This window comes from Helicobacter pylori (assembly GCF_015904775.1).
GTDB lineage: Bacteria > Campylobacterota > Campylobacteria > Campylobacterales > Helicobacteraceae > Helicobacter > Helicobacter pylori_DM.
In genome coordinates this window covers 98909-112225 of record NZ_JADZNC010000001.1, presented here as the reverse complement: position 1 = coordinate 112225, position 13317 = coordinate 98909, and the positions used below count along the sequence as shown (strand labels likewise).

Sequence of the window (13317 nt, the reverse complement as noted above, 5' to 3'; positions counted from 1 at the left end):
GTTTTCTTTTTATGCTATAATGGAAAAAGTTCTGATCAGCGTTAAGCGATTTGCTAGGAGGTCTGTATGCAAGAGTTTTTAGGTTTTGGTGTGGTGGGGAATTTTGCAGGGCATTTGGAACAAGCAGGAGAGAGTCATAGTTTTATTAACATGAAAAGCGAAGAAAAGGACGCCCCTAAGGGACTATTCCCTTTTTATATCCCCTATGAAAATTGCTATTTGGGGCGTTGTTGCATTGATAACCATAAGATTATTTTGCCTAGTGATCCACATTTAAGGGTGCAAGCAGAGCCAGAAATCGCTTTAGAATGCGATGTTAAATACGATGAAAAACATTTGGTAACCAAGCTCGTGCCTAATTTTTTCATGGCGTTTAATGACGCTTCTGTGCGCAATTTAGAAGCCGCAAAACTCTCCCAAAAAAAGAATTTTTCACCAGCTTCTAAAGGCATAGGGCAGAAATTGCCCATTGACAGGTTTGTTTATGGGGGGGTGTGCAACAATTTCTCTATCGCGTCTTTTTTGAAATACAATCATGTTTGGCACATTTACGGGGAAAACAGCAAATTGCTCAAATACGAGTTTTTTTATCAAAAGCTTTTAGAGTGGCTCAAAGACCAACTAAACCACCAACAAGATGGCGACTCTTTAGAGGCTCTAAGACCTTTTTTAGAGCGCCATAATTTCCCCACTAAAATGATTTTTGCGATTGGGGCTACCCCTTATATGCCTTTTGCGCAAGAGCATTTTTTACAAAAAGGCGATGAGGTGGTGATTGTTGCTTACAACCATTTGCAATACAGTTTTGAAAAGATTCAAAGCCTCTTAGAAGAAGACACCCTACAAACCAAAGAACACACTAATCTTTCTTATGTCTATCAAATCGTAGAATAGTAAGGCTTTTACCTCTTTAGCTTTGCTTTTTTACCCTTTTAAAGATTAAATGCACCCCTTTTGACCCCCTTTTAGAGGATTTTTATGGTTTTTTTGAGATAATAAAGCGTTATAAAGTTAATTAAAATTAAACAAAAGGGTTTTGATGTCCGCTCATTTTTTAAAAATCGTTTTTTTAGTAGGCATGTGCGTTTCAAGTTTGTTCGCTGAAGGTTTAGAAGGGTTTTTTAACGCTCTAGAAGCCCAGCTCAAAAGCCCCATCGCTAAGGGGATTTTAATGGTGATTTTCATAGGGATCGCTATTTATGTGTGGAGGAATTTAGACCGGTGGAAAGAGATCTTATTCACGATCCTTGGCGTGGTGTTTGGGATTTTTTTATTCTTTAAGGCCCCGAGTTTAGCGAATTGGTTTATGGGAATTTTTTAATGATTATTCTCTCAGCGAGCGTGAAGAATTTGCGTGAAATTTCGGTTAAAGAAAAATTTTTATGGCTGAACGCTAAGTCTTATTTGATTTCTGTTTTTGCACCTTTTATTTTGCTCCCTTGGATTGATTTGTTGAGCGCTTTTTTATTGTATTTAGGGTTTTTAGCGCTCTTTAGCGCGCTGGAATTTTTTGATGAAGACATTGCAGATATTATTATCGCTAAAAGCAAAATAAAGACTAAAACCAAATGTTATAGAGCGTAGGATGTTAGAAAAGCTTTTAAGTGCTATCAAACAAAAAGTTTCAAACTATTTTTTAGGGGTTTTGCCTAAAAGCTATTCTATGAGCGAAGAAAACAACATTTTAGGCTTGTATGATGAGCATTTTTTACTCACTAAAAACGAAAACTTAGTGGGCGTCCTCCGTTTAGAGGGGGTGAGTTACACCCATTTAAACACAGAGCAATTGCAAGATCTTTTCACCGAGCGCCAAATGGCTTTGGATTCTTTGGAAAAAGTCGTGGCGCGCCTGGTGGTTAAAAGGCGTAAAATTGATCACCAACAAAACATTCAATCTGACTCTCAATACTTGCAAGCGATTTTGAATCAATTTGAAAACAAAGAAGTGTATGAGAATCAGTATTTTTTAGTTTTAGAAAGCGCACACTCTTTACAGGGCGTTTTAGAGCATAAGAAAAAATCCTTAATGCATGCCAATAGGGAAAATTTTAAGGATATTCTCTCTTATAAAGCACATTTTTTGCAAGAAACTTTAAAAAGCTTAGAAATCCAGCTCAAAAATTATGCCCCCAAACTCTTAAGCTCTAAAGAGGTTTTGAATTTTTACGCGGAATACATTAACGGGTTTGAACTCCCTTTAAAGCCTCTAGTAGGAGGGTATTTGAGCGATAGCTATATCGCTAGTTCTATCACTTTTGAAAAAGATTACTTCATTCAAGAAAGCTTTAACCAAAAAACCTATAACCGCTTGATTGGTATTAAAGCTTATGAGAGCGAACGCATCACTTCTATAGCGGTGGGAGCGCTTTTATACCAAGAAACGCCTTTAGATATTATCTTTTCCATAGAGCCTATGAGCGTGCATAAAACGCTAAGTTTTTTAAAAGAGAGGGCCAAGTTTAGCATGTCCAATCTCGTTAAAAACGAGCTACTAGAATACCAAGAATTAGTCAAAACCAAACGCCTATCCATGCAAAAATTCGCCCTAAACATTCTTATCAAAGCCCCCAGTTTAGAGGATTTAGACGCTCAAACGAGCTTAATTTTAGGGCTTTTATTTAAAGAAAACTTAGTGGGCGTTATAGAAACTTTTGGCTTGAAAGGGGGGTATTTTTCCTTTTTCCCTGAACGCATCCACTTAAACCACCGCTTGCGTTTTTTAACCTCTAAAGCCCTAGCGTGTTTGATGGTGTTTGAAAGGCAAAATTTAGGCTTTAAGGCTAATTCATGGGGGAATAGCCCTTTGAGCGTGTTTAAAAATTTGGATTATTCCCCTTTTTTATTCAATTTCCACAACCAAGAAGTGAGCCACAATAACGCTAAAGAAATCGCCAGAGTGAATGGGCATACTTTAGTTATAGGGGCAACCGGAAGCGGTAAAAGCACGCTGATTAGCTATTTAATGATGAGCGCTTTGAAATACCAAAACATGCGCCTTTTAGCCTTTGACAGGATGCAAGGGCTGTATTCTTTCACCGAATTTTTTAAAGGGCATTACCATGACGGCCAATCTTTTAATATTAACCCCTTTTGTTTAGAGCCTAATTTACAGAATCTAGAATTTTTGCAATCCTTCTTTTTGAGCATGTTCGACCTTGCCCCTTCAAGGGATAAAGAAGCCTTAGAAGACATGAATGCGATTTCTAGTGCGATTAAGAGCCTTTATGAGACTTTATACCCTAAAGCCTTTAGTTTGCTAGACTTTAAAGAAACGCTTAAAAGAACCTCATCTAACCAATTGGGCTTGAGCTTGGAGCCGTATTTGAATAACCCCCTTTTTAACGCTTTGAATGACGCGTTCAATTCCAGTGCTTTTTTAAATGTAATCAACTTAGACGCTATCACCCAAAACCCTAAAGACTTAGGGCTTTTAGCCTATTACTTGTTTTATAAAATTTTAGAAGAATCCAGGAAAAACGACAGCGGTTTTTTGGTTTTTTTAGACGAGTTTAAATCCTATGTGGAAAACGATTTGTTGAACACTAAAATCAACGCTTTAATCACGCAAGCCAGAAAAGCTAATGGCGTGGTGGTGTTGGCTTTGCAAGACATTTACCAATTAAGCGGGGTTAAAAACGCCCATAGTTTTTTAAGCAACATGGGAACTCTCATTTTGTATCCGCAAAAAAACGCTAGGGAGTTGAAACACCATTTCAATGTGCCTTTGAGCGAAACTGAAATTTCATTTTTAGAAAACACCCCTTTGTATGCCAGGCAGGTTTTAGTCAAAAATCTGGGTAATGGGAGTTCTAACATGATTGATGTGAGTTTGGAGGGCTTGGGGCGTTATTTGAAAATCTTTAATTCAGACTCTAGCCATGTCAATAAAGTGAAAGCGTTACAAAAAGACTACCCTACAGAGTGGCGTGAGAAACTTTTGAAGAGTTAGTTTAAAAAAGTCAATATCATTTTGAAGCACTCCTATTCAGATGGCTAAGGCACACAAGAAATTAGGGGACTCTGCTGTATTCCTACCCTGAAGCGTTACCCTAAATTCCTATTGCATAGGTCTAAATAAGAGCTTAGGGATCATTTTAGCCATAAAAAGCTTATGTTTTCATTAAAAATGTTATGATACGCTCAAATAGTCAAGCAAAAAAATGTCAATTAAAAGGGTTAGATTGAAAATATTCGTTCTGTTGATGTCGGTAATTTTAGGAATATCATTAACAGGTTGCATAGGCTATCGTATGGACTTAGAACATTTTAACACGCTCTATTATGAAGAAAGCCCTAAAAAAGCTTATGAATATTCCAAACAATTCACTAAGAAAAAAAAGAACGCTCTTTTATGGGACTTGCAAAACGGCTTGAGCGCTTTATACGCAAGAGATTACCAGACTTCTTTAGGGGTGTTAGATCAAGCCGAGCAACGCTTTGATAAAACCCAAAGCGCTTTCACAAGAGGGGCTGGTTATGTGGGCGCTACCATGATTAATGATAACGTGCGCGCTTATGGGGGGAATATTTATGAGGGCGTTTTAATCAATTATTACAAAGCGATAGACTACATGCTTTTAAACGATAGCGCGAAAGCTAGGGTGCAATTCAACCGCGCGAATGAACGCCAGCGCAGGGCTAAGGAATTTTACTATGAGGAAGTTCAAAAAGCCATTAAAGAGATCGATTCTAGCAAAAAGCACAATATTAATATGGAACGCTCTAGGGTAGAAGTGAGCGAGATTTTAAACAACACCTATTCTAATTTAGACAAATACGAAGCTTATCAAGGCTTGCTTAACCCAGCGGTTTCGTATCTTTCAGGGTTGTTTTACGCTTTAAATGGGGATAAGAATAAGGGGTTAGGCTATCTTAATGAAGCCTATGGGATCAGTCAAAGCCCTTTTGTAGCCCAAGACTTGGTTTTTTTCAAAAACCCTAACAGGAGTCATTTCACTTGGATCATCATTGAAGATGGTAAAGAGCCGCAAAAAAGCGAATTTAAAATTGATGTGCCTATTTTTATGATCGATTCGGTTTATAACGTGAGTATAGCCTTGCCCAAGCTAGAAAAAGGGGAAGCGTTTTATCAAAATTTCACTCTTAAAGATGGAGAAAAAGTAACCCCCTTTGACACTTTGGCCTCAATAGATGCGGTGGTCGCTAGCGAGTTTAGGAAGCAATTGCCCTACATTATCACCAGAGCCATTTTATCGGCTACTTTTAAGGTGGGCATGCAAGCGGTGGCGAATTATTATTTGGGGTTTGTTGGAGGGTTAGTAACTTCGTTGTATTCAGGTGTGAGCACCTTTGCAGACACCAGAAACACGAGCATTTTTGCCCATAAAATCTATCTTATGCGTATCAAAAATAAGGCTTTTGAAAATTATGAAGTTCGAGCTGATTCCATTGACGCTTTTTCGTTTTCATTAAAGCCTTGTAAAAGATCGCTTGAAAGCCCCAAAGTCATTGACGCTAGGGAATTACTTTCTGGGTTTGTAACAGCCCCACAAATCTTTTGCTCTAACCGCCATAATATTTTATACGTGCGCAGCTTTAAAAACGGGTTTGTTTTGAGTCGTTTAAAATGATTTCAAAACCCCCACCAAAGGAATTTTAGTTTTTAAGTGTCGTTGGCATTAAACACAAACACGATATAATTATAAAACGATACGAAAACCTAAATTAAGGGGAAGTCATGGCTGATAGTTTAGCGGGCATTGATCAAGTTACGAGTTTGCATAAAAATAACGAGTTGCAATTGTTGTGTTTTAGGCTGGGTAAAAATAAGGATTTGTATGCGGTCAATGTCTTTAAGATCCGTGAAGTGGTGAAATACCATGGCAATCTCACCATCATTAGCCACGAAAACAATTCGCTTGTTGAGGGGCTAATCATTATAAGAGAGCTCACCATTCCCTTGATTGATATGAAAAAATGGTTTTATTATGACAGCCAAAACAAAAACAAGGATTTACGCCCTTATAGGATAGAAAAAGAAAAAGGCGAAGACGATATTGTCATGATTTGTGAGTTTTCTCGCTGGACCATAGGGGTTAGGATCTATGAAGCGGATAGGATTTTGAGCAAGAAATGGACTGAAATGGAGCAAAGCGCTGGGCTAGGGGGATCTGCAGGCAATAACAAGCTCGTGAGTCGCACACGCTATTTTGACGGGCGCTTGGTGCAAGTGGTGGATATTGAAAAAATGCTTATAGACGTGTTCCCTTGGATTGAAGATGAAAAACACAGCGATTTAGAGACGCTCTCTAAAATCCATTCTAACCAATGCGTTTTGCTCGCTGATGACTCCCCAAGCGTTTTAAAAACCATGCAAATGATTTTAGACAAGCTGGGCGTCAAGCATATAGATTTTATCAATGGTAAAACCTTATTAGAGCATTTGTTCAACCCAACAACCGATGTGGGTAATATTGGCTTGATTATTACCGATTTGGAAATGCCAGAAGCGAGCGGTTTTGAAGTGATCAAGCAGGTTAAAAACAATTCTCTGACTTCAAAAATCCCCATCGTGGTCAATTCTTCTATGAGCGGCAGCTCTAATGAAGACATGGCCAGGAGCTTAAAGGCCGATGATTTCATCTCCAAGTCTAACCCCAAAGACATCCAGCGGGTGGTTAAGCAATTTTTGGAATTAGCATGAAAAAATACAGCGCTATCCCCACCCCTTGCTATGCGCTAGAGAGCGAACGATTAGAAAAAAACGCCAAGATTTTAGAAATCGTGCGCCAACAAAGCGGGGCAAAGGTTTTGCTCGCTTTAAAGGGGTATGCATTTTGGCGTGAGTTTGGGATTTTAAGGCAAAAATTGAACGGGTGTTGCGCGAGCGGTCTTTATGAGGCTAAGCTCGCTTTTGAAGAATTTGGGGGGCGAGAGAGCCATAAAGAAATTTGCGTTTATAGCCCGGCTTTTAAAGAGGCTGAAATGAGCGCGATCTTACCCCTAGCGACAAGTATTATTTTCAACTCTTTTCACCAATACGCCACCTACAAAGACAGGATTTTAGATAAAAACAAGCAATTAGAAAACTTGGGCTTAAGCCCCATTAAAATGGGTTTGAGGATTAACCCCCTTTATAGCGAAGTAACCCCAGCGATCTATAACCCATGCTCTAAAATGAGCCGGTTAGGGATTACGCCTAGCGGATTTGAAAAGGGGGTGAAAGAGCATGGCTTAGAGGGGGTGAGCGGGTTGCATTTCCATACGCATTGCGAGCAAAACGCCGATGCTTTGTGCCGGACTTTAGAGCATGTAGAAAGGCATTTTAAGCCTTATTTAGAAAACATGGCGTGGGTGAATTTTGGTGGGGGGCATCATATCACTAAGAGCGATTATGACATGAATTTACTCATCCAAACGATTAAGGATTTTAAAGAGCGTTATCACGATATAGAAGTGATCTTAGAGCCCGGGGAAGCCATAGGGTGGCAATGCGGGTTTTTAATCGCAAGCGTGATAGACATCGTTAAAAACGATCAAGAAATTGCGATCTTAGACGCTTCTTTTAGCGCTCACATGCCCGATTGCTTAGAAATGCCTTATCGCCCTAGTATCCTTAAAATTTCCGTAGAAAACGATGAAGAGCTTGTTGAAGTTGAAAAGGGCGAAAATCAAGGGGCGTTTTCTTATTTTTTAGGCGGCCCCACTTGTTTAGCGGGGGATTTTATGGGGAGCTTTAGCTTTGAAACGCCTTTAAAAAGGGGCGATAAAATCGTGTTTCAAGACATGCTCCATTATACGATTGTCAAAAACAACTCGTTTAATGGCGTGCCGCTCCCAAGCCTGGCTAAAATAGACTCGCAAGGTTTTAAAATCCTCAAAAACTTTTCTTATGAAGATTATAAAAACAGAAATTAAGATCTCAATTAAAGCCTTTTGATTAAGGCTTTTTGGGGCTTGTAAAAAGACCCACGCACAACATTCCAACGCCAAGCCCGGCTAGCACTGCGCCAATGGTGTGCATGTCTAAATAAATGCGAGCGAGCATGGTTAAAGGGACTAGGGGTAAGAGCCACAAGTATTTTTTAAAAGAATAACGGCGCATTAAAAACGCCACCGCCAAACCCACCATAGACGAATGCCCGCTTGGCATGTTGAAATTACCCCCATAAGGGCGCTCGCCCAAACGCTGCTCATTGATCGTTACATGGTTTAAGGCTCTTTTGGTGGTGTGCGTGAGGAGGGTTGTAGCGATAGAAGCGTTAGCGACTTGAAAAAGCCCTACCGCATCTCTTTGAATCAAGGGAATCGCCACAGATAAAATCGTAGGGATAAAGCGCGCATAATGCTCGGTGAAATGAAGCGCCAAAGGCACGCTTTGGTGTTTAGGGACTTTAGGGAAGGGCGCAAAAATGCCCAATAAAATCAAGCCCAAACTGAGCGCTAACAAAGTCTTAGAAAAGCTTTTGGGCAGGCTTTCACAAAATTTTTGTTTAAATAAGAATTTTTTCATGCGTGTTATTTTACTCTTTTTTGTGTTTGATCAGGTCTAAAGAAGGGCGATAAACAACGCTTGGGTTTTTAAAATCCAAAAACACCCCTAAAACGCTATGGAAAATCACATTTTGATTAATGGGGGTTTGGGTTTGAATGATGGAATGCTTCTCTTTAAAAAGATCATTGGCATAAACGATAAAGGGGATCTCGTATTGTTCTTTGGGGGCGATGCTTTTAGGAATGCCATGCAAATAGAACGCCTCTTCGCCCAAACTCTCGCCATGATCGCTTAAATAGATCATTAAGGCGGGCTGCTTGGCTTTTTCAAGCATGCTAATGATTTTGTCTAGCAGATAGTCGTTGTAAAAAATGGTGTTGTCATAGGCGTTAATCAGGCTTTCTTTGGAGCAAGAAGATAAATCAGCGCTTGAGCAATAAGGCTTAAACACCCTAAAATTTAAAGGCACTTTATTGTCATAGTTGGGGCCATGTGAGCCGGCAAGGTGTAAGATGAGCAAGACATTTTCGTTAGAGTGTTCTTTTAAAAGGTTAGGCAAATTATAGAGTAAGGATTCATCATAAGGAGCGATCGCTTCGCAATTGGGGCATTTTTGAATCAATTCGTAGTTTTTACGATAGCTGGTAACCTTAACGTTCTTTTCGCCGTCATTCGCGCTATACCAAAAGACTTTGATACCGGCTTTAGTCAAGTAAGTCGGCAAATTTTCATAAGCGTTGTTTTTAAAAGAAGAATCTAAAATGCATTCCAAACTCGCTGTCGTGTAAGTGGCGCAAGAAGTGGCGTTAAAAAGAGTGAGTTCGTGATTTTCTAATCGTTTGCTTAGTCTTGGGGTGGTGGGTTTTTCATAGCCATAAAGGGCGTAATTATGCTTCCTGGCGCTTTCGCCAATGACTAGCACCACAAACGAATTGGAATGGTTGGGTGAAAAGAGAGGGAGCGGCTTGATAGTGGGGGCGAAAAATTTAAGAGCGCTCACTCTAAAGGCGTTCACGCTATAAGCGAAGGGCAAAATTAAGCCCCCTATGAATTTCGCATGCTTGTCAAACCACAGCCAATTTTTAGCGTTCATAAAAGCGCTAGCGATAAAGATAAACACTAACGCCAAGATCGCTAAAAAGGGCGCTTTTTTAGAAGAATTTTTAAGGGGGATTTTATAGATGACATAGCTAGGCAACACCCCAAAAACAACGATAAAAAGGAATAATTTAACGCTCAAAAAGCCTAAAACTTCATGCGTGTTGGTGTTTAAGACATTGCCCATCATGCTCTTATTTAAAAACACCTTATAAGCGCTAATGAAATAGAAAGCGACGGAATTGAGCAGACTAAAAACTATCGCGCTCCAACGCATCAAAGAAGCAGAGATCAAGCCTAACGCCAAAAAGAGAGCACCATTAACGCAAAAAAGCACGATAATAATCATGGCTATAAAACTAACCTGGTTGCTTTCTTTATAAACGTAAGCGAATAAAGGGAAATGGTATAAAACGCCAAAAATAAGGCTATAAAGCAGACCGGCTTGCAGACAACTTAGGGGCTTTAAAAACTTCAGATGGAATAATGATGTCAAACACGCCCTTTAAAATCAATCGATCTTAGGATTATATCGTAGGTATGGGGATTTTATGGTTTATTTTAAGGGTGGAAAGCGCGTTTTTTAGGGTGGCTTGCATTTAAGAGCTTTAAAGCGTGTTTGTTGCAGGATTTCATCACGCCCCATAGTTAGGATATGGGGCAAACAAGGAGCATGCCATGAAGCTAAAAGTGGGAAGCGTAAAAGTGGCAAACGCTCTTGGAAACTATTATACCTTGAAATTTCTTTTTCTTGGTTTAAGGTAGTGTTTTTGATGAAACGCTAATTTCTAAGAGCGTTCCCCTAAGCCTAAAAAGCTTAGGGGTTTCCTTTTTAAGCGGGTTTGTCCTTGACTTTGGGGCGTTTGCATTGGGTTATAAAAATGATCGCTTGAATAACGCTAATTTTTATTTAGATTGTAAAAAACGCCCTTGAGTATTTTTTATGATTAACGCTTGAAGTCAAAAAACTTTGTTTGGTGGAAAAAATTAAAAAAGTTTAGAAAAATAAAAGCTTTATGAAAAGTTAAAAAGCGAGTGAGAGAAGTCAGCGAAAAAAGATTAAACCCCCTAAAAAGAGGGTTTAAAAAGGGGTTTAATGCTTTAGTAAGCGAACACATAGTTGAGATACACACTATAAAGCCTTCTGTATTGCAAGGTAGTGCCTAGCAAAGAATAGTAATTCGTGTTGATCGTGGGGATCTTCACGCCTAATTCCATGCCATGTTGCGCGCTATGATCAGCGCCTCTTCTCTTATTTCTGGCGAGATTGGTCCTTAAGCCTAGATTGAATAAGAATTGGAAGTTAGAGGTGTTGATTTTAGCTTTATAGTAATTGTTCACATTCGCTAAATTCACATACTGAGAATTAAGCCATGAAGTCCCGGCTAAGGCGATACCGCCAAATGCGCCAAAAGAAAGCTTGTTGTTTTTAGTGGCTTTATCGTTGATGAAATTCACTAACAAATCGCTCCCCACGCCATAAGTCCAAACATCTGAAGAAGCGTTGAAAAATTGGGATTTGTTATAGGTGTGGTTGTAATCCACAAAGCCGTAGTATCTCGCGCCCCATCGTTTGTTTTTCCCAAAGAATTGTTTATAACCCACTTGAAAGCCGATCCCATTCATCGCGCCGTTATTGGTGGTAGAAGCGGCGATTAGCCCGGCACGTCTGAAAGGGTTACTGCCGAGTTCCTGACTCCTAGATTGCACTTGAGAGTGGATGTTGGAGTCAATGTAGTAGTTATCCTGTATGCCTTGCGGGCTATTGGGGTTAGTCTTTTTGCTCACCACATTTTGTAAAGACTGAGCGTCAGGCAAGCTAGAAATGGCCGCTGTGATGCTGTCATAATGTTCGCCTAGCTTTTTATACTGGCCGCTGAAATTCGCTAAAGTGTAGGCGAGGTTTTGCGCGTTATGGATTCGCTCCGCTTGGTCGCCAAAATGAGCGATGCTGTTTTTTAGATTCGTTACGGTCTCTCCCACATACGCGCAACCGGCTCCCCAAGTGTTAGAAGTAACCGTGCCAGATGGCGTGCCACGGAGATTGCCGTCGCTACCCTTTTCATGGCATACTCCTAAAGAGTCTTTCACGAACGCTGCAGGGATTCTTTCAAAGTCCCTCACCACTGCTTGAGTGCGGTTTAAAATCTCCGCTTGCGCTCTAGCGTTAGCGAACATGCTTTGGGCGAAGTTGGCGTCTTTATAGGGGTTGAATGTCTTCCCGGTGTCTAGGTTGTGCTGGTTTTGCGCGTTTGCAGCAACGATCTTGGATTGCTCTACGGCTATTGCAGCGTTTTTGATCATGTCTTGAATCGCGCTGATTTCATTTTTAAAAATCCCGCACGCACTCCCATCGCCTTTCAAATATATTCCTTCCCATAAACTACCACTACTCGCACCACCTGCACCACCATTGTTGATCCATGGGCATGCGCTATTAAGGGTGGTTATAATAGTGCTAGCCTGTTCTAAAAGAACTTGAGCGTTATTTTTTGTAACAATTTCTTCTCCATTATTCGTGTTTCCATTACTTTTATTGATTGTAAATTTGAGTTCTGTGTTGGTGTCGCTTAAAGCAGGAATATCTTTTCCGCTGCTCCCAAAAGCCTTTTGGATGATTTGATAAGCTTTATTGATTTTCGCGTAATTTTCAGTGGATAAAATGCTGTATGGTCCTGGTTCATAACCAGTAGTGCCACAAGTAATGGTAGTGCCTCCCCATTGATTTGAAGGCGTGTTGTGGAAAGTTTGAACGCCCCCATTTTTGTCTTTGTTAGAGCCAGGGCCACAAGGGCTGATCGCATAGCTCATGACTTGCCACAACCCTGCTGCCGCATTCAAGGCTAAAAGCACGGCTTGATACGCCGGGGAATTCTTTCTATCATTGATTAAATTCTTCGCGCTAGCGTTCAAATTGCCCCTTGCGTTATTGATGGCGTTGGGGTCGGCGGACTGCCTGATGAGAGCGTTTAGGACGCTATAATTCGTTAAAAGGTTGTTCAGTCTTTCATAGCTGTCTGAGAGATCTTGAATGCCTTTGGTGTTTTTCACCATTTGAGCGGATTCACCGATTTGATAGCCCGCGCTCACAAAAAAGCCGTTGTCTTCAGCGCTTAAAGCGGAAACTAAAAGCGAACCTAAGGTTAATGACAGAAATTTTTTCTTCATGTTTTCTCCTTTACTTTATTAAAATAAGATTGAAATTGTTAGTAAATCTTGCGGAAGTGTGTCTTTAAGTAAGACCATACCGCAAGCTTTCGTTAATATAGTATAAATTAATGGGATTTTGATACTAATTAGGCGTTTTTGCCCTTTCAAAAAAAAAAAAAAAAGGTTTTTGTAGCGTTTCTAAACAAATATTAAACCAATAAAGGTCATTTTAAAAGAAATGAGGTTGTTTGAATGAGGGTAGCTATAAAAAAGGGGTTTTTAACTTTGATTGTTTGAGATTTGTTCGTAAAAAGGATTTTTCTTTAGATTTGTTGTAAATTTTGTTGTAAAAATGATTTTATTAAGGAGATAGAAAGGTTTTGCAATCATTTTCCCCAAAAACTCAAGGGTTTTTTAAAATAAAGCGGTGGTTTCAATGAAACGCTAATTTCTAAGAGCGTTCCCTGAGCCTAAAAACTCAAGGGTTTCTTTAAAAAATCGGGGTTATCCTTGAGTTTTGGGGCGTTTGCATGCGGTTAGTAAAAAATTACCGCTTGCTTGGTGCGAGTTTCTCACTCTTTTAAAAAGGCTTTGAGCGTCTTTTAAAACCATCA

10 protein-coding genes and 1 other RNA gene are annotated in these 13317 nt (G+C 39.9%); 7 read left to right on the top strand and 4 right to left on the bottom strand.

Going from position 1 to position 13317, the window contains the following annotated elements:
• Nucleotides 1–66: 66 nt before the first annotated feature.
• From I6852_RS00510 to I6852_RS00495, 4 genes are all read left to right on the top strand, one after another.
• Nucleotides 67–894, top strand: coding sequence for a DUF5718 family protein (locus I6852_RS00510; protein ID WP_165516843.1), 828 nt, complete (start codon nt 67–69; stop codon nt 892–894).
• Nucleotides 895–1039: 145 nt separating this feature from the next.
• Nucleotides 1040–1321, top strand: coding sequence for a TrbC/VirB2 family protein (locus I6852_RS00505; RefSeq protein ID WP_001272690.1), 282 nt, complete (start codon nt 1040–1042; stop codon nt 1319–1321).
• Nucleotides 1321–1584, top strand: a complete 264-nt coding sequence (locus tag I6852_RS00500; RefSeq protein ID WP_000584948.1) for a hypothetical protein — start codon at nt 1321–1323, stop codon at nt 1582–1584. Before I6852_RS00505 ends, I6852_RS00500 begins: the two co-directional genes overlap by 1 nt.
• A gap of 1 nt (nt 1585) precedes the next feature.
• Nucleotides 1586–3949, top strand: a complete 2364-nt coding sequence (locus I6852_RS00495; RefSeq protein WP_197291166.1) for a VirB4 family type IV secretion/conjugal transfer ATPase — start codon at nt 1586–1588, stop codon at nt 3947–3949.
• Nucleotides 3950–3979: 30 nt separating this feature from the next.
• On the opposite strand, the gene ffs is transcribed toward I6852_RS00495, so the two are convergent.
• Nucleotides 3980–4077, bottom strand: an RNA gene (ffs, locus tag I6852_RS00490) — signal recognition particle sRNA small type.
• A 173-nt stretch (nt 4078–4250) separates the two neighbouring features.
• Here ffs and I6852_RS00485 point away from each other — a divergent pair.
• From I6852_RS00485 to nspC, 3 genes are all read left to right on the top strand, one after another.
• Complete coding sequence (locus I6852_RS00485; protein WP_197291167.1) at nt 4251–5591, top strand: COG3014 family protein; 1341 nt, start codon at nt 4251–4253, stop codon at nt 5589–5591.
• A 107-nt stretch (nt 5592–5698) separates the two neighbouring features.
• Nucleotides 5699–6664 carry a chemotaxis protein CheV1 gene (cheV1, locus tag I6852_RS00480; protein WP_197291168.1) on the top strand — a complete coding sequence of 322 codons (966 nt, stop codon included), beginning with the start codon at nt 5699–5701 and terminating at the stop codon, nt 6662–6664.
• Nucleotides 6661–7878 carry a carboxynorspermidine decarboxylase gene (nspC, locus tag I6852_RS00475; protein WP_197291169.1) on the top strand — a complete coding sequence of 406 codons (1218 nt, stop codon included), beginning with the start codon at nt 6661–6663 and terminating at the stop codon, nt 7876–7878. The genes cheV1 and nspC overlap by 4 nt, the downstream gene beginning before the upstream one ends.
• Before the next feature lie 22 nt (nt 7879–7900).
• Here the strand turns inward: nspC and lpxE are convergent, their stop codons facing one another.
• The 3 genes from lpxE to sabA form a co-directional block, all read right to left on the bottom strand.
• Complete coding sequence (gene lpxE, locus I6852_RS00470; protein WP_231626082.1) at nt 7901–8434, bottom strand: lipid A 1-phosphatase LpxE; 534 nt, start codon at nt 8432–8434, stop codon at nt 7901–7903.
• A 49-nt stretch (nt 8435–8483) separates the two neighbouring features.
• A complete protein-coding gene (gene eptA / locus I6852_RS00465; protein WP_197291171.1) occupies nt 8484–10049 on the bottom strand; it encodes a phosphoethanolamine--lipid A transferase EptA in 1566 nt (521 codons plus the stop codon).
• 605 nt (nt 10050–10654) lie between these two features.
• Nucleotides 10655–12721 carry a Hop family adhesin SabA/HopD gene (sabA, locus tag I6852_RS00460; protein WP_197291172.1) on the bottom strand — a complete coding sequence of 689 codons (2067 nt, stop codon included), beginning with the start codon at nt 12719–12721 and terminating at the stop codon, nt 10655–10657.
• Nucleotides 12722–13317 lie beyond the last annotated feature (596 nt).

Excerpts from the sequence above, each read along its gene's own strand:
- I6852_RS00510 (WP_165516843.1), top strand. The coding sequence starts at position 67 with ATGCAAGAGTTTTTAGGTTTTGGTGTGGTGGGGAATTTTGCAGGGCAT.
- I6852_RS00505 (WP_001272690.1), top strand. The coding sequence starts at position 1,040 with ATGTCCGCTCATTTTTTAAAAATCGTTTTTTTAGTAGGCATGTGCGTT.
- I6852_RS00500 (WP_000584948.1), top strand. The coding sequence starts at position 1,321 with ATGATTATTCTCTCAGCGAGCGTGAAGAATTTGCGTGAAATTTCGGTT.
- I6852_RS00495 (WP_197291166.1), top strand. The coding sequence starts at position 1,586 with ATGTTAGAAAAGCTTTTAAGTGCTATCAAACAAAAAGTTTCAAACTAT.
- I6852_RS00485 (WP_197291167.1), top strand. The coding sequence starts at position 4,251 with ATGGACTTAGAACATTTTAACACGCTCTATTATGAAGAAAGCCCTAAA.
- cheV1 (WP_197291168.1), top strand. The coding sequence starts at position 5,699 with ATGGCTGATAGTTTAGCGGGCATTGATCAAGTTACGAGTTTGCATAAA.
- nspC (WP_197291169.1), top strand. The coding sequence starts at position 6,661 with ATGAAAAAATACAGCGCTATCCCCACCCCTTGCTATGCGCTAGAGAGC.
- sabA (WP_197291172.1), bottom strand. The coding sequence starts at position 12,721 with ATGAAGAAAAAATTTCTGTCATTAACCTTAGGTTCGCTTTTAGTTTCC.